This window comes from Cytophagaceae bacterium ABcell3, assembly GCA_030913385.1.
Lineage (GTDB): Bacteria > Bacteroidota > Bacteroidia > Cytophagales > Cytophagaceae > ABcell3.
In genome coordinates, this window is the sequence record CP133159.1 from 3,779,722 (window position 1) to 3,795,499 (window position 15,778).

Annotated in this window: 16 protein-coding genes; 13 read left to right on the forward strand and 3 right to left on the reverse strand. The window is 39.1% G+C overall.

What is annotated here, in order from left to right; all coding sequences use genetic code 11:
• A complete protein-coding gene (gene rsmA, locus RCC89_15310; protein WMJ74522.1) occupies positions 1-777 on the reverse strand; it encodes a 16S rRNA (adenine(1518)-N(6)/adenine(1519)-N(6))-dimethyltransferase RsmA in 777 nt (258 codons plus the stop codon).
• A gap of 103 nt (positions 778-880) precedes the next feature.
• On the opposite strand from rsmA, the gene RCC89_15315 reads away from it, so the two are divergent.
• From RCC89_15315 to RCC89_15355, 9 genes are all read left to right on the forward strand, one after another.
• Entirely contained in the window at positions 881-2,299 is a 1,419-nt protein-coding gene (locus RCC89_15315) for a leucyl aminopeptidase (GenBank protein WMJ74523.1), read from the forward strand.
• Positions 2,300-2,305: 6 nt separating this feature from the next.
• Positions 2,306-3,346: a 4-hydroxythreonine-4-phosphate dehydrogenase PdxA gene (gene pdxA / locus RCC89_15320; GenBank protein ID WMJ74524.1), complete on the forward strand. Its 1,041-nt coding sequence runs from the start codon at positions 2,306-2,308 to the stop codon at positions 3,344-3,346.
• A 59-nt stretch (positions 3,347-3,405) separates the two neighbouring features.
• Positions 3,406-3,963, forward strand: coding sequence for a DUF177 domain-containing protein (locus tag RCC89_15325; GenBank protein ID WMJ74525.1), 558 nt, complete (start codon positions 3,406-3,408; stop codon positions 3,961-3,963).
• An 8-nt stretch (positions 3,964-3,971) separates the two neighbouring features.
• Positions 3,972-4,163, forward strand: a complete 192-nt coding sequence (rpmF, locus tag RCC89_15330) for a 50S ribosomal protein L32 (GenBank protein WMJ74526.1) — start codon at positions 3,972-3,974, stop codon at positions 4,161-4,163.
• A gap of 3 nt (positions 4,164-4,166) precedes the next feature.
• Entirely contained in the window at positions 4,167-5,105 is a 939-nt protein-coding gene (plsX, locus tag RCC89_15335) for a phosphate acyltransferase PlsX (protein ID WMJ74527.1), read from the forward strand.
• Positions 5,106-5,134: 29 nt separating this feature from the next.
• Positions 5,135-6,133, forward strand: a complete 999-nt coding sequence (locus RCC89_15340) for a beta-ketoacyl-ACP synthase III (GenBank protein ID WMJ74528.1) — start codon at positions 5,135-5,137, stop codon at positions 6,131-6,133.
• A gap of 131 nt (positions 6,134-6,264) precedes the next feature.
• Positions 6,265-6,738, forward strand: a complete 474-nt coding sequence (gene accB / locus RCC89_15345) for an acetyl-CoA carboxylase biotin carboxyl carrier protein (GenBank protein WMJ74529.1) — start codon at positions 6,265-6,267, stop codon at positions 6,736-6,738.
• A gap of 68 nt (positions 6,739-6,806) precedes the next feature.
• Positions 6,807-8,153 (forward strand): acetyl-CoA carboxylase biotin carboxylase subunit, encoded by a 1,347-nt coding sequence (gene accC / locus RCC89_15350; protein WMJ74530.1) that lies wholly within the window; start codon positions 6,807-6,809, stop codon positions 8,151-8,153.
• A 181-nt stretch (positions 8,154-8,334) separates the two neighbouring features.
• Positions 8,335-9,000, forward strand: coding sequence for a hypothetical protein (locus RCC89_15355; GenBank protein ID WMJ74531.1), 666 nt, complete (start codon positions 8,335-8,337; stop codon positions 8,998-9,000).
• 462 nt (positions 9,001-9,462) lie between these two features.
• Here RCC89_15355 and RCC89_15360 read toward each other — a convergent pair whose 3' ends face one another.
• Entirely contained in the window at positions 9,463-10,029 is a 567-nt protein-coding gene (locus tag RCC89_15360; GenBank protein ID WMJ74532.1) for a DUF3109 family protein, read from the reverse strand.
• A 105-nt stretch (positions 10,030-10,134) separates the two neighbouring features.
• On the opposite strand from RCC89_15360, the gene RCC89_15365 reads away from it, so the two are divergent.
• From RCC89_15365 to RCC89_15380, 4 genes are read left to right on the forward strand one after another with little or no spacing between them, the layout of a single operon-like run.
• Positions 10,135-12,372: a 3'-5' exonuclease gene (locus tag RCC89_15365; protein WMJ74533.1), complete on the forward strand. Its 2,238-nt coding sequence runs from the start codon at positions 10,135-10,137 to the stop codon at positions 12,370-12,372.
• 38 nt (positions 12,373-12,410) lie between these two features.
• Positions 12,411-13,058: a DUF4290 domain-containing protein gene (locus RCC89_15370; protein WMJ74534.1), complete on the forward strand. Its 648-nt coding sequence runs from the start codon at positions 12,411-12,413 to the stop codon at positions 13,056-13,058.
• Positions 13,058-14,371 (forward strand): UDP-N-acetylglucosamine 1-carboxyvinyltransferase, encoded by a 1,314-nt coding sequence (murA, locus tag RCC89_15375; GenBank protein ID WMJ74535.1) that lies wholly within the window; start codon positions 13,058-13,060, stop codon positions 14,369-14,371. The genes RCC89_15370 and murA overlap by 1 nt, the downstream gene beginning before the upstream one ends.
• Positions 14,372-14,391: 20 nt before the next feature.
• Complete coding sequence (locus tag RCC89_15380; GenBank protein ID WMJ74536.1) at positions 14,392-14,769, forward strand: hypothetical protein; 378 nt, start codon at positions 14,392-14,394, stop codon at positions 14,767-14,769.
• Positions 14,770-14,821: 52 nt separating this feature from the next.
• Here RCC89_15380 and RCC89_15385 read toward each other — a convergent pair whose 3' ends face one another.
• Complete coding sequence (locus RCC89_15385) at positions 14,822-15,775, reverse strand: T9SS type A sorting domain-containing protein (protein WMJ74537.1); 954 nt, start codon at positions 15,773-15,775, stop codon at positions 14,822-14,824.
• Positions 15,776-15,778: the final 3 nt, after the last annotated feature.

The window sequence follows — 15,778 nt, forward strand, 5'->3', positions numbered from 1 at the left end:
TTACTTTTGTTTTATCCTTACAGCAAGATCTATAAATGCATCTACAGAAAGCTGCTCTGCTCTTTTATCAAAAATAGGGTCTTTTGACAATTCTGCAGAAATCCCATAGGGTTTAAGGGCGTTCCGCAGGGTTTTCCGACGGGTAGAAAATGCCTGCTTTACCAGTTTTATAAAAAAAACTTCATCACAAGGAAGTGTTTCCCGACTGTTTCTCGTAAGTCTAATTACAGCAGATTTCACTTTAGGTGGCGGTATAAATACGTTTTCATCTACAGTAAATAGATATTTAATATCATAAAATGCTTGTAGCAGAACACTTAGAATACCATAATCCTTATTTCCATGTGGAGAAGCTATTCTTTGGGCAACCTCTTTCTGGATCATACAAACGACTTCTGGAACTATCTCTTTATTTTCTAACACTTTAAAGAAAATCTGCGAAGAAATATTATAAGGAAAGTTGCCAATTAAGCCAAACGGCCCGTTAAAAAGCTGTTGGATATCGAGCTTTAAAAAATCCCCTTCTATAATCTTTTCCGGACTTAATATCTTATTTTCCTTCAAAAAGGCCACTGACTCTTTATCCAATTCTATTACCGAAAGGTCAATATCAGTTCTTTTTACAAGAATATCTGTCAAAACGCCAGTACCAGGACCTATTTCCAGGACATACTTAAACCTGTTTTGCGGTTCTAACGCTGCAACTATATCGGCAGCAATACCCTTGTCCCGCAAAAAATGTTGCCCTAAATGTTTTTTAGCTCTGACTCTTTCCATTAAATATTAATCGTATCGCAATTCCGAAACAAATCTCATAAAATGTACTTATTTCAGAATTTAATTTAATTTTGTCGTTTGTTGTCCCAAAAAGAAAGCAAAGATGCATATAAAACTTAAGAAAGTAGAGAATTTGCAAGAGAAGGTTCATCTTTCTGTACTTTTGAGCGATGATTCTGAACTGACGAAGTTCCTTAAAGTAAATGAACATCAGAAATTAGCTGCACAAGATTTAGCCCATAATCCGATAGCGCATATTTTTGAAAATGGGGTACACTTCTTTTTTATTAAAAATAATAAAAAAGGTACTAAAGACCAGCAACTAGAAGCCCTGAGAAGCAAAGGCGCTAAACTTTATAAACTAGTTGAAGAAAAAAAGCTATCAGCACTTCAGCTTTTTTCAGAAAATAAAGAGGCGCTTTTGTCTTTAGCAGAAGGACTAATGTTAAGTTCCTACAGATTTGACAAATATAAAAGTAACCCAAAAACAAATCCCTTAGATACTTTATCTATTGTATCCGAAAAAGTTTCAGAAAAAGAAGTTTCAGAGCTGAATGTTTTAGTAAAAGGAGTATGTTTGGCCAGAGACCTAGTCAACGAACCTTTAAATGCCCTAAATGCCGTTCAGTTGGCCGAAGCCATTCAGGAGATGGGCAATGAAGCTGATTTCAAAGTTGACATTTTCCACAAGCCAAAGATACAAAGCTTGAAAATGGGCGGATTATTGGCAGTAAACGAAGGAAGTCCCAATCCACCTACTTTTACAGTCATGGAATACAAGCCTGAAAACGCCGTGAATGACCAACCGTATATATTGGTCGGAAAAGGAGTTGTATATGATACCGGCGGATTAAGCCTAAAACCATCCTCAGGCATGGAGTTTATGAAAAGTGATATGGGAGGTGCTGCTTCTGTAGCAGGTGCCATTTACGCTATCGCTGCCAATAAATTACCTATTTATATTATAGGTATGATACCTGCCACTGAAAACAGACCTGATGGCAATGCCATGGTACCTGGAGATGTAATTACTACCTATAATGGAAAAACAGTGGAAGTATTAAATACAGATGCAGAAGGTAGGTTAATACTTGCGGATGCTTTGGCTTATGCCTCAAAATATAAGCCTGAGCTAGTCATAGACCTTGCAACATTAACAGGTGCTGCTGCAAGAACTATAGGCAAAGAAGGTGTAGTTTGCATGGGCAATACGCCTGAAAACATCCATCAACTTCAACAAGTTGGCCTGGAGACCCATGAAAGGCTGGTCGAATTCCCGCTATGGGAAGAATATGGAAAAATGATCGAATCGGATATAGCAGACCTTAAGAATATAGGTGGTGCAGAGGCAGGAGCCATTACCGCGGGCAAATTTCTTGAGCACTTTGTTGAATATGACTGGATACATATCGATATTGCAGGCATGGCTTTTCTTTCTGCTGCGGACGCATACCGTTCCAAAAACGGCACAGGCATAGGCGTTAGATTAATGTATAATTTTTTTAAAAAGAAGGCTTCGTAAAAAATCATGTCATATTTACATAACAAATCAGATAGACCCGTAATAGGAATTAGCATTGGCGACTTTAATGGCATAGGCCCTGAAATCATATTAAAAACCTTAAGCGATTCCAGGATCTTGAAAATGTGTATACCTGTGGTATACGGATCATTAAAGGTGTTCTCTAAGTATAAAAAACTCTTGGACAGTCAGGCTGATGTGCAGTTTTTTCAAATAAAAACAGCCGAAAAGCTCAATTATAAGAAAGTAAACCTAATCAATTGTTGGGAGGAGGATTATGAAATTTCTCCAGGAACTCCCACACAGGAGTCTGGCAATGGCGCTTTTCTAGCGTTAGAGCGAATGACTAATGATATACAGAACAATTTGCTAGACGCGATAGTCACAGCACCCATCCATAAAGCCAATATCAGGAGCGAAAAATTTCAATTTGCCGGCCATACCGAATATTTAGGACACAAAGCAGGTGTTGACAATATATTAATGATCATGGCAAGTGAGCTAATGAAGGTGGCATTAGCAACTACCCATATAGCACTGAACCAAGTACCTGAGGCACTGAACAAGCAGTTGCTGGAAAATAAACTAAAAACACTTTTCCAAACATTAAAAAGTGATTTTGGAATAACAAAACCTAAAGTCGCACTACTGGGACTCAACCCTCACTCCGGCGAAGACGGCTTAATGGGACAAGAAGAACAAAAACTTTTAATACCATTTATAGAAGAAAAAAGAACAAAAGGGCAACTGGTATTTGGCCCCTATCCATCTGATGGTTTTTTTGGCAAACAGCTTTATAAAAAATATGATGCTGTGCTGGCTATGTACCATGACCAAGGGTTAGCCCCATTTAAAGCCCTAAATTTCAGCACCGGAGTAAACTTTACGGCGGGTCTTCCGTTTGTCAGAACATCTCCGGATCACGGTACCGCATTTGATATAGCAGGCAAAAATTTGGCCGAAGAAGACTCATTTAGGCAAGCTTTGTTTATGGCTTGCGACATCGTAAAGTTCAAACATACGGGACAACAGAGCGATTTGAACTAATTAACATTTTTATAAATTGAAATATTGTACTAACTTTGCGCACTTAAACAAGGGATGGCATGAAGGACAGAAGATTGTATGATATTGACATAATATCATTAAGTAATAAGAAACATTATTACAGCTATCAGATAGACAGTTCTTTTTTTGCAATTTTTGAGGATTCATATATACAACAAGGAAGTTTACAAGCAGAACTTACACTCGACAAAACTGAAACATTGATCAGGATCAATTTTAAGGTCAATGGAACAGTAGAGTTAACTTGCGACAGGAGTCTCGAGCAGTTCGACTTCCAGATATTGTTAGACGAAGGGTTGATCTTTAAATATGGAGACGACTATACAGAGCTTACTGAAGAGATTATTCTTATACCAAGAAACCTTCAGACGTTAAACGTAGCTCAGTACATATATGAATTCATAGGATTATCAGTACCTATGAAAAAACTGCATCCTCGTTTTATAACTGAGGAGAACCATGAAGATGCCGAATCTATATTGATTTACACTTCTGAAGAAACTGAGGAAAAAGGAGAAAAAGAAGAAAAATCTGATGAAGGGGATGAAGATCCCCGGTGGAAAATTTTAAAAAACATTAGAAACAATTATAATTAATATAAAAAATGGCTCATCCTAAACGTAAAACTTCTAAAACAAGAAGAGACAAAAGAAGAACCCATTATAAAGCCACAGCAGATCAGCTTGCGGTTTGTTCAGTAACAGGAGAATACCATCTACCACATAGAGCTTACTGGCACGAAGGGAAATTATATTACAAAGGCCAGGTTGTATTGGAAAAAGAAGTATTGGTATAAGAGATGAATATAGCATTGGACGCAATGGGTGGCGATCTCGCGCCCAAGGCTGTAATTGAAGGTGCGCTCTTAGCCAGGGATTTAATTCCTTCCGAAACGAACATTGTTCTTATCGGAAGAGAATCTGATATACTTAAAGAAATTGCTGAATGCGGCGGTTCTCCTGAATACTTTACCATAGTCCATTCCGATGATATCATCGAAATGGGCGAGCATCCTACCAAAGCTTTTCAGCAAAAGCCTAACGCAAGTATTGCGATAGGTTTTGGAATGCTGAAAAGTAGAAAAGCCGATGTGTTCTGCAGCGCAGGAAACACAGGGGCTATGATGGTCGGATCGCTCTTTACAGTAAAGGCTATTCCAGGGATAATGCGTCCAGGCATAGCAGGTCTTATTCCCAAAGAACGTGGAGAATATGGCGTAATCCTGGATGTAGGAGCCAATGCCGAATGCAAGCCTGAAGTATTAGATCAGTTTGCTGTCTTGGGGTCTATCTATGCACAAAATGTTATGAACATAGAAAACCCTAAAGTAGCTCTAATGAATCTTGGCGAAGAAGAACAAAAGGGTTCTGTGATCACACAGGCTGCGCATCAATTAATGAAAGCCAATAAGAAAATCAACTTTGTCGGAAACGTCGAAGGTAGAGATCTCTTTAATGAAAAGGCTGATGTAATAGTATGTGACGGCTTTAATGGTAACGTTATCCTTAAAATGGCCGAATCTTTTTACGACCTAATGAGCAAAAGGAATATAACATCTCCGTTTATTGAACTTTTTAACTACGCTACTGTTGGCGGAAGCCCTATTTTAGGCGTAGACGGAAATGTAATCATTGCACATGGTTGTTCAGATCCTATGGCTATAAAAAACATGATCCTACAAGCAGTAAAACTTGCAGAAGCTGATATCACTTCTAAAATAAAACAGGCGTATTGCTAAGGGATTTACTCAAGAAAGAATTTCACTAAATGAGCAAAATAAGAGCTGCTATAACCGGAGTGGGTGGCTATGTACCTGAGTACATACTAACCAATCAGGAACTCGAAAAAATGGTGGAAACCAACGACGAGTGGATTACCTCCAGGACAGGTATCAAAGAACGTCGCATTTTAAAAGGAGAAGACAAGGGGACTTCCCATATGGCTGAAAAAGCCGTTAATGAACTTCTTCAAAAAACAGACACCAAACCCGAGGAGGTAGATCTACTGATCTGCTGTACCACAACCCCTGATTTTGTGTTTCCTGCAACAGGAAATATACTCTGCGACATGACCGGGCTAAAAAACGCTTTTAGTTATGATTTACAAGCGGCATGTTCAGGTTTTATATTTGGCCTAAGCACGGCTTCCCAGTTTGTAGAAACAGGAAAGTTTAAAAAAGTAATTGTTGTTGGTGCAGACAAAATGTCTTCCATCATCAACTATGAAGACCGTACCACTTGCATAATTTTTGGGGACGGTGCAGCAGCGGTAATGTTAGAGCCTGATACCAGCGGCCATGGAGTCATTGACAGTATTTTAAAAACAGATGGCGCTGGGGCAAAATATCTTTGCCAGAAAGCAGGCGGCAGCCGTAGACCTCCAAGCATTGAAACAGTGCAAAACAAAGAGCATTATGCTTACCAAGAGGGGGCTACTGTATTCAAATTTGCTGTTAGCAATATGGCAAATGTGTCTGCAGAAATTATGGAGAAAAACAACCTAACAGCCGATGATATTGCATGGCTAGCTCCACACCAAGCGAACAAAAGAATTATTAATGCCACAGCAGAGCGTATGGGCTTAAGTTCTGATAAAGTACTTATGAACATTGAGAAGTATGGAAATACTACCAATGCTACCATTCCTCTTCTACTTTGGGACTTTGAAAAGAATTTTAAAAAAGGTCAGAATATTATTATGTCAGCTTTTGGTGGAGGATTTACATGGGGCTCTGTGTACCTAAAATGGGCGTACGACCCTAAATAATCTTTCCATTTTAGCGTTTGGTATTTTAAATTTTAGCGTCTTATTTTGAACATCATAAAAAAAGAGGCTTTTTAAATCAATTTTTGAATGTAGCTGCTTCAGGGCATTTACAGGATTTTAAAAGAAAAAACATGAAAGCTAAAGAAATTCAGGACTTAATAGACTTTATTTCTAAATCAGGTCTTGCAGAAGTCAATATTGAAACAGAACAGTTTAAAATAGCTGTTAAAAAACATAATGAGGCACCTGTACGTGCTGAAGTTCAACAAGTAGCAGCTCCTGCCCCACAGGCACCAGCTGCCCCGGCACCTTCGCCATCACCTTCTTCAAAAGCAGAGCCTGAAGCTCCTAAATCCTCAGAAGGTAATCTAATAACTATAAAGTCGCCGATGATAGGTACATTCTACCGCTCATCCTCTCCAGACACCCCTCCTTTTGTCAACATTGGCGATGAAGTAAAACCAGGAAAAACTGTTTGCATTATTGAAGCAATGAAACTTTTCAATGAAATTGAATCTGAAGTTTCAGGAAAAATTGTCAAAGTGCTCGTAGAAAACGCTTCTCCAGTAGAATACGATCAGCCGTTGTTCTTGGTTGAACCTTAATATCATTGATAAAAATGCTGCACTACCATGCAGCATTTTTACTTTTACAACTTTTTTCACCCTACATCATGTTTAAGAAGATTCTCATAGCAAACCGGGGAGAAATAGCTCTTCGGGTAATTCGTGCATGCAAAGAATTAAATATAAAAACAGTTGCGGTTTATTCAACGGCTGATAAAGACAGCCTTCACTTGAAATATGCAGATGAAGCGGTTTGTATAGGTGCAGCCACTAGTAGCAAATCCTACCTGAACATTCCTAACATTATTTCAGCGGCCGAAATAACCAATGCAGATGCCATCCATCCAGGGTATGGCTTCCTTTCGGAAAATGCAGACTTTTCTAAAATCTGTCAGGATTACAATATAAAATTTATTGGTGCCAGTCCTGAAATGATCTGTTCCATGGGTGACAAGTCTTCGGCTAAGGCCACCATGAAAAAAGCAGGCGTCCCTACCATACCAGGATCTGATGGGTTGTTAGAATCTGTTCAGGAAGGTTTAAAAATAGCCAACAAGATCAAGTACCCCGTTATTTTAAAAGCAACTGCAGGCGGAGGTGGACGAGGAATGAGGATTGTTCGCAATGACCAAGAGTTTGAGAAAGCTTGGAAAGATGCTAAAGCAGAAGCAGGTGCTGCTTTTGGGAACGACGGATTATACCTAGAAAAGTTTGTTGAAGAGCCAAGGCATGTTGAAATCCAAATTCTTGGTGATAAACATGGAAAAGCCATTCACCTTTCTGAAAGAGACTGTTCTATACAAAGAAGACACCAAAAACTAGTTGAGGAAACCCCTTCTCCTGTTATTACAGATAAACTCAGGAGCAAGATGGGAGACGCTGCTGTAAAAGGGGCAAAAGCCATTAACTATGAAGGTGCAGGGACAATTGAGTTTCTGGTCGATAAGCACGGCGATTTCTATTTTATGGAAATGAATACCCGTATACAGGTAGAGCATCCAATTACTGAAGAGGTAACGGGTGTAGACCTTATAAAAGAACAAATAAGAATGGCAGCAGGCGAAAAGATTAAATCTAAAAACCTGACTCCGCAAAGATACTCCATAGAATGTAGGATTAACGCTGAAGACCCTGCCAATAACTTTAGACCATCACCAGGAAAAATCACAAACTTTAATTTACCCGGTGGAAATGGCGTAAGGGTAGATACCCATTGCTACACAGGATATATTATCCCTTCAAACTATGACTCTATGGTGGCTAAGATCATCTGTAGTGCAGCTACCCGTGATGAGGCATTGAACAGAATGAAAAGAGCGCTGGAAGAATTTGTTATTGAAGGTGTGAAAACAACCATTCCTTTCCATATCAAACTAATGGACGACCCTGTGTTTAGGTCTGGCAGGTTTACAACAGCATTCCTTGAAGGTTTTGACTTCTCCAAACTGAAGTAAATTTTCAGAAAAACTTAAGAAGGCTGCATATATTTTTGTGCAGCCTTTTTTATGCCATGTTATATTTCCCAGTTTGCATTTATCAACTTTGAATTACGCAATGGACTTCGTCTTGAGAAGCAAAATAAACACACTTACAGTCCTTCTTGCTTAGCATATTTTTTCTTATTTTCACTGAATAATGAAAAAATATATAACCATACTGATATTTCTTTCTTGCGCAACTCAATATGTCTGTGCACAGGATTCACGAAACCCAACCCGTTTTTTGGAAATTGGAGGAGGTCCTGCAGCCTATAGAGGAGATCTAACCCCAAGATTCGAAAGATGGTCAGGTATGGTACACCTAGGGCTAAAGTTGAACTTTAAAGAACGGTTTAACAGCCATGTTACATTGTTGGCAGGAAATGTTGAAGGCCAAAACATCAACTACTTTTCAGCATTCAACCACCAATACCCCGCAGCAGACTATTTTAAAACTCGTATTTTATCACTAAACTACAACCTTCAGTTTCATTTAATAAAAACAGATCAATTCATGCTATGGGTCAGTCAAGGGGTTGGTCTTTTGCGCTTCTCCCCTCGCGACGCTTTTGGCGAGGATTTATTATCCCGGACAGACACGCGAGCACCTAACGAAGATTTCTCCAATGTTAGCCTGAGCTTTCCGACCACTCTTGGTGCAGCATATTTCTTTCCCAATCATTATGGCATAGGTTTACAAGCAGGACTGCTAAACCCAATGACTGATTACATAGACAACATCAGTCAACTTAGTAAAAACCCAGTCAGGGATAATGTACTGATGCTTAAAATGGTATTAATGGTACCAATAACATACGAGTAATTACCCGCTTTTAACCTGTATGCACTGGTTTAAAGTTATGTTGCTACGTAATACTATTGCATGTTTCAGGTTAAGGTTACCCGTTAAGATATCTTATGTTTTATTTGCTTACATATGCTCGCATAGTTACTTTTTGCCTCGCCGGCAGGGCCTTACTTTTTTTCTTGGACAAAAAAAGTAAGCAAAAAAGTCAAGGCCTGTGATGAAATTTGCTAAACTTTATAACCATTACGCTAAAAAATTTGAAACTCACCCTCCTTGCGTCGGGATCAAACAGCAAATTTTTTGGCCGCTTCATGGCTACAAAGTTCTTAACGCAATTTCATCAATGGCCGCCTTATTCTCTAACAATGACACATACCGCCACTTTAGGAAATCCGTGTAAATAATTTTATCATACAATATAAATTCACTACTTCCTAAAGACTTAAGTGGGTAATCCTATTTCAGGTTTACCCTTTGCTACTTTTCGTTTTCAATTTTATAAACCAACTGCTTATACCAGTCTTCTCCGTACTTTCTGATTAAAGCGTCCTTGGTAAATTTGTAAATTTCTACCCCGTTTTCCATTCCATTTCTACAAGCATCATTACAAATATACCACCTGTCATAGTTTAGGGCCTCATAATGATCATACTTACTGATACGAATCGGGTACAAGTGACAAGAAATCGGCTTTTGGAACTTAATCTTACCATCTTTCCAAGCCTTTTCAATACCACATTGCAGCATACCATTTTCATAAGTAACATAAGCGCACTCTCTCCCACCAATAGTAGGTGTGACAAACTCATCGTCAAAACCATCCTTTACATACAGCCCCTGCTCTTCTATCGCTTTAATTCCTTCCGGCATAAGGTAAGGTTTAATTTTGCTATAATTCTTCTCTAAGGTATCTAATTCACTAATTTCCAGCGGGGCGCCAGAATCCCCTTCAATACAACAAGCACCTTTACATTTCTTTAAATCACAGAGGAACATCTGCTCAGCGATATCCTCACTTATAATGGTATTGTCAATTACTATCACTTTTAGGATTTTTTATATTAAATTTAATGTTCTTTTAGTAACAAAATTAATATATTTCCAATTCGGAAATTCTTAAATTGCAATTTAAAGAATAAAATTCCCTGAATGGACTATTTAGACTGTCTGAACGAACCTCAGAGAAATGCCGTCTTGACTACAGAAGGACCGGTGATGATAATAGCGGGTGCAGGTTCAGGAAAAACAAGAGTACTTACCTACAGGATTGCCAATCTCATACAAAGTGGTATAGATCCTTTCAACATTTTAGCCCTTACTTTCACCAATAAGGCGGCAAAAGAAATGCGTACCCGTATAGAAGAAGTTGTAGGCACGGATGCCCGCAATCTATGGATGGGTACCTTTCACTCGGTATTTGCCAGAATTTTACGCTCTGAAGCTGAAAAGATAGGATATCCTTCCAACTTTACGATTTATGATACGGAAGATTCCAAGTCATTGATACGGCAAATTCTAAAAGAAAACTATCTTGACGACAAGGTATATAAACCCAATACGGTATTGGCAAGGATTTCAGGAGCCAAAAACCGCTTGATTTCCGCAAGGGATTATCTTAACAATCCAAGAATACAAGCAGATGACCAAGCAGCCTTGCGACCTGAAATAGGAAGGATTTATAAGCTCTACCAGGACAGGTGCTTCAAAGCAGGCGCCATGGACTTTGACGATTTGTTGTTCAATACAAATGTCTTGTTCAAAGACCACATAGACGTTCTTAACAAATATCAGAACAGGTTTAAATATGTCATGGTAGACGAGTTTCAGGATACGAACTTTTCCCAGTACCTGATTACAAGAAAGCTATCTGCTCAGAATAGAAATATTTGTGTGGTGGGTGATGATGCGCAAAGTATTTATGCATTCCGAGGCGCCGATATCCAAAATATCTTAAACTTTGAAAAAGACTATCCAGAGTTAAAGGTCTTTAAACTAGAGCAAAATTACAGGTCTACCAAAACAATCGTAAATGCGGCAAATTGTGTAATAACTAAAAACAAAGCTCAGTTGCCTAAAAACGTCTGGACATCTAATGAAGATGGCAACCTGATAGAGGTAATAAAAGCAAACTCCGATAACGAAGAGGGCATGTTGGTAGCAAACTCCATTTTTGAGGAGAAAATGAACAAAAAGCTAAAGAACAGCGACTTTGCCATCCTCTACCGTACCAACAGCCAATCCAGATCAATAGAAGAGGCCTTACGAAGAAAAAACATAAAGTATAAAATTTTTGGAGGTCTTTCTTTCTACCAAAGAAAAGAAATAAAAGACTTGGTAGCTTACCTGAGGTTCACTGTTAACAACAATGATGAACAATCTCTGCGTAGAATTATTAATTATCCAAAGAGAGGTATCGGTGAGACTTCAGTTTCTAAGCTTATGGTAGCTGCGGAGGAGAATAGCCTTACATTATGGGAAACCCTCAATAAAGCAAGTTCTTTTTTAACCACCCGAACAGCTTCGGCAATTCAAGAGTTTGCCAGCAGGATAAAAGCATTTGGATTATTTTCGGAAAAGAAAGATGCTTTTGAAACCGCTATGCAGATAGCCAAAGAGTCCGGGCTAATGAAAGAGCTTTATGAAGACAAAACCATAGAAGGCTTAAACAGGCATGAAAACGTACAAGAATTACTAAATGCAGTAAAGGAGTTTGTAGACACACCAGACCGAGAGGATAAAAGCCTTAGTGCTTTCCTACAGGAAATATCTCTGCTTACAGACGCTGACAATGACAAAGACGATGACTTGGACAAGGTTACGTTAATGACCATTCACTCATCAAAAGGGCTGGAATTCAAAAATGTCTACTTGGTAGGTTTAGAAGAAGACCTATTTCCTTCTCAAATGATGCTAAGCAGCAGGGCTGACCTGGAAGAGGAAAGAAGGCTCTTTTACGTAGCCATTACCAGGGCGGAGAAAAACCTTACCATTAGCTATGCTACGACAAGATACCGTTTTGGCCGTCTGAAACCTTGTGAACCCAGCAGGTTTTTGACAGAGTTTGACCAAAGTTATATTAAAATGTCTAGAAAGTATGTAGCAAGAGAAAGGGAGTCAACCGCAGATGCGCCAAGAACAAGGTTTACAGCCGCTACAGCCAGAAGTCGTCCTAAGATTCATTATATTCCATCACCAGACTTTAAACCTAGTGATACTTCTAAGCTCAAAGCAGGCATGAAAGTTGAGCATCCTAAGTTTGGATATGGCATAGTAAAAAAGATGGACATAGCCGGGAATGATAAAAAGGCGCTAATAGATTTTGATAATCATGGTGAAAAAACACTAATTTTGAATTTCGCCAAGTTGAAAATTCATAGTATACAGTAGAAGAAATTAGTAAATAAATATAAAACCCTATCACATTTATGGAATATTCTGAAGAAGAGGGTATAATCCTAAAGGAGTACGGCAGAAATGTCCAAAAGATTGTTAAATATATACTTAGTATAGAAGATCGCGAAAAACGTAGCAGGTTTGCCAGAACGCTTGTCGAGTTGATGAAGCAGATAAACCCTACCATGCGCGATGCACAGGATACTTACCAAAAAATTTGGGACCACTTGTATGTGATCTCAGGGTTTAAGTTGGATGTAGACTCGCCGTACCCTATGCCTGAGGTATCCATTTTAAGCAGGAAGCCTATGAAGGTAGAATACAACACCCACAACCTTCGCTTCAGGCACTATGGGAGAAATGTTGAACTACTCATCCAAAAAGCCATAGATACAGACGACCCTGAAGAGAAAGAAGCTGCCATTAGTTTTGTAGGCAAGTTAATGAAAAGATTCTACAGTGCCTGGAACAAAGAAAGCATTGATGACGAGATCATTATAGAGCACCTACGTATTCTTTCAAACAACAAGCTGGATATAGATGTTGAAAAAGTAAAATCTGAAAACTTATTTGACTCAAACAGCCCTAGAGAAAGGGACAGTCGTCAGGTGGGTGGAAGCTATGGACGCGGAAGACAAAGAAAACAATCTGATAATAAAAGAAGAAACAGTAATAATTAATGGATGCTTTTGAAATCACAGGCGGGAAGCGTCTGAAAGGAGAAATTTTTCCTCAGGGAGCAAAAAATGAGGCTTTGCAAATTTTATGCGCCGTTTTGCTTACTCCTGAACCCGTTGTTGTCAAAAATGTACCTGATATATTAGATGTCAACAAACTAATCGATCTCCTTAAAGACTTTGGGGTAAAAGTAAAAAAGGATAGTGAAGATACTTATACGTTTCAGGCAGACACAATCAATGTCGATTTTATAGAAACAGATACCTTCAAACAAAAAGCAGCATCCTTACGAGGTTCTATAATGATATTAGGGCCATTGTTGGCAAGGTTTGGCAGGGCAAAAATGCCCAAACCTGGTGGCGACAAAATTGGAAGAAGAAGACTAGACACCCACTTTATTGGTTTACAAAAACTGGGGGCCAAGTTCAACTATGAGTCAAAAGATGCTTTTTACCATATAGATGCGTCAGATCTAAATGGCACCTATATGCTACTGGATGAAGCCTCTGTAACAGGAACTGCGAATGTCGTTATGGCCGCAGTGTTGGCCAAGGGAAAAACCACCATCTATAACGCCGCCTGTGAGCCTTATCTTCAGCAGCTTTGCGCCATGCTAAACAGGATGGGGGCAAAAATATCTGGAATAGGTTCTAACCTGCTTTACATAGAAGGTGTAAAATCTCTTGAGGGAACCGAGCATACCATTTTGCCTGACATGATCGAAATAGGCAGCTTTATTGGGCTTGCCGCCATGACCCAATCAGAGTTGACCATAAAAAATTGTAGGATTGATCAACTTGGCATGATCCCAAGTGTTTTTCAACGTTTAGGAATAAAAATGGAATTCCGTGGGGATGATATTCATATTCCCTCCCAGGAACTTTATGAGATTGATACCTTTATAGACGGGTCGATTCTTACCGTTGCAGATGCTATTTGGCCAGGCTTTACTCCTGACTTAATGAGTATTGTACTTGTGGTAGCCACTCAAGCCAAAGGGTCAGTACTAATTCACCAAAAAATGTTTGAAAGCCGTTTATTCTTCGTGGACAAGTTGATAGATATGGGCGCTCAAATAATATTAAACGACCCACACCGCGCTACAGTAATAGGTTTGGCTCGTAAATTTCCATTAAGAGGCATTCAGATGACATCACCAGATATTCGTGCAGGAGTAGCCCTTTTAATAGCCGCTATGTCAGCAGAGGGAAAGAGCGTTATCCACAACATCAACCAAATTGACAGAGGGTATCAGCATATTGACAAAAGATTAAATGCGCTTGGTGCAGATATAAAAAGGATAGATGCCCACTAAGGGCATCTTCTTCAACAACTATGAAAGCCCTAATACTTTGCCTCTTAAGCTACCTGCTATTGGCAGCACCAGGCCAGAAAATTCCTGACGAAATGTATCAAAAGTGGTATCACTCCCACGAAGAGTCTGACAGTGACGTAAAAGTTTATAGACCCGAAACATACGACTTTCCGCCCACCAGAGCAAGAGAGGCTATAGAATTTCGAAAAGATGGTACTTTTTCTGAATTCCGAACAAGCCCTGCAGATGGATGGATAGAGCATAAGGGCAAGTTTGTCAAAAAGAAAGGTTCGAAATACTTAGTTACGATCGAAGAACCCACCTCCGAAACTTATATTTACGAAGTACTCACCCTCACAGACAGTATACTAAAAGTAAACATCACCAGTAAAAAATAGAATAGCCCCCAAACCGTGAATTTAGGAGCTATTGGCAATGGTTAACTATATATTATGACTTGATAATAACTTGCCGGTTATTCCCATTTTTCCCTGACAGTTCAAGAATATAAGCCCCTTTAGGCGTACCATTCATAAAAAGAACATTCTGCCCATCCTTCAGGCTTCCATGCTTGACCACCTCACCCGTCATATTATATATAAAATAATATTCAAAAGCTTCTTTATTATCAACATTTAACTTTTCCGCAATCGGGTTAGGGTATACTAATGTTTTTAAGGTATGTACATCAGCCACGCCTAAAGGTTCATCGTCTTCGCCCTCTTCACCATGCTCTATAAAATTAAGAAGTGTATCCGTCTTAATAAACAATGTTTCATCTTCATAGCTACCAAACAGTTTTTCGTTACTACACCCTGAAGAGCAATTAACCTGATGAGTTCCCCAAAAACCAGGGTTAAGAATTGTCCCACTAGCAGCGCCAACCATACCCAATCCTTCTACTATTTTACCTGAGAACCCAAAACCACCATTAGGTAGCGGAGATACCTCTACCCAACGAAGATTCTTCTCTCCAATACGCACGGTTCCTCTTTTATCAACCTGAACATAAGAAGAGTCATCGCAATGCTGATTATCTCCTACATGTACCAGCCAACGATCTCCCACTTCTGCTCCATAGTCGTACATTAACATAAAATCATCCCCTAGCCTGTAAAAAACACTATCTCCACTTGTATAGGAAAAATGTTCAACCCTATCTTGGTACTCTCCTGTCTCTACATCAAAATAGACATGACTTTCGAAATACTCTACAACCTTTTCACACTGCACACCACTGATTACTGTATCTGATTCATATTTAAACTCATAAAACCGCGTTTCGCTTGGTGTACAATTCGTCCCACTTTGGTACCGCCAAGTAGCCCCGGGATTCCAGCTTTGAGCGTAAGCCATAAATGAACTTAAAACAGCAAGTAATAAGGAAAGAAAAATTTTGTTCATAAA

Bases quoted from the DNA above. Each gene is read 5' to 3' on its own strand.
- rsmA (WMJ74522.1), bottom strand. From the start codon at position 777: ATGGAAAGAGTCAGAGCTAAAAAACATTTAGGGCAACATTTTTTGCGG.
- RCC89_15315 (WMJ74523.1), top strand. From the start codon at position 881: ATGCATATAAAACTTAAGAAAGTAGAGAATTTGCAAGAGAAGGTTCAT.
- pdxA (WMJ74524.1), top strand. From the start codon at position 2,306: ATGTCATATTTACATAACAAATCAGATAGACCCGTAATAGGAATTAGC.
- RCC89_15325 (WMJ74525.1), top strand. From the start codon at position 3,406: ATGAAGGACAGAAGATTGTATGATATTGACATAATATCATTAAGTAAT.
- rpmF (WMJ74526.1), top strand. From the start codon at position 3,972: ATGGCTCATCCTAAACGTAAAACTTCTAAAACAAGAAGAGACAAAAGA.
- plsX (WMJ74527.1), top strand. From the start codon at position 4,167: ATGAATATAGCATTGGACGCAATGGGTGGCGATCTCGCGCCCAAGGCT.
- RCC89_15340 (WMJ74528.1), top strand. From the start codon at position 5,135: ATGAGCAAAATAAGAGCTGCTATAACCGGAGTGGGTGGCTATGTACCT.
- accB (WMJ74529.1), top strand. From the start codon at position 6,265: ATGAAAGCTAAAGAAATTCAGGACTTAATAGACTTTATTTCTAAATCA.
- accC (WMJ74530.1), top strand. From the start codon at position 6,807: ATGTTTAAGAAGATTCTCATAGCAAACCGGGGAGAAATAGCTCTTCGG.
- RCC89_15355 (WMJ74531.1), top strand. From the start codon at position 8,335: ATGAAAAAATATATAACCATACTGATATTTCTTTCTTGCGCAACTCAA.
- RCC89_15365 (WMJ74533.1), top strand. From the start codon at position 10,135: ATGGACTATTTAGACTGTCTGAACGAACCTCAGAGAAATGCCGTCTTG.
- RCC89_15370 (WMJ74534.1), top strand. From the start codon at position 12,411: ATGGAATATTCTGAAGAAGAGGGTATAATCCTAAAGGAGTACGGCAGA.
- murA (WMJ74535.1), top strand. From the start codon at position 13,058: ATGGATGCTTTTGAAATCACAGGCGGGAAGCGTCTGAAAGGAGAAATT.
- RCC89_15380 (WMJ74536.1), top strand. From the start codon at position 14,392: ATGAAAGCCCTAATACTTTGCCTCTTAAGCTACCTGCTATTGGCAGCA.
- RCC89_15385 (WMJ74537.1), bottom strand. From the start codon at position 15,775: ATGAACAAAATTTTTCTTTCCTTATTACTTGCTGTTTTAAGTTCATTT.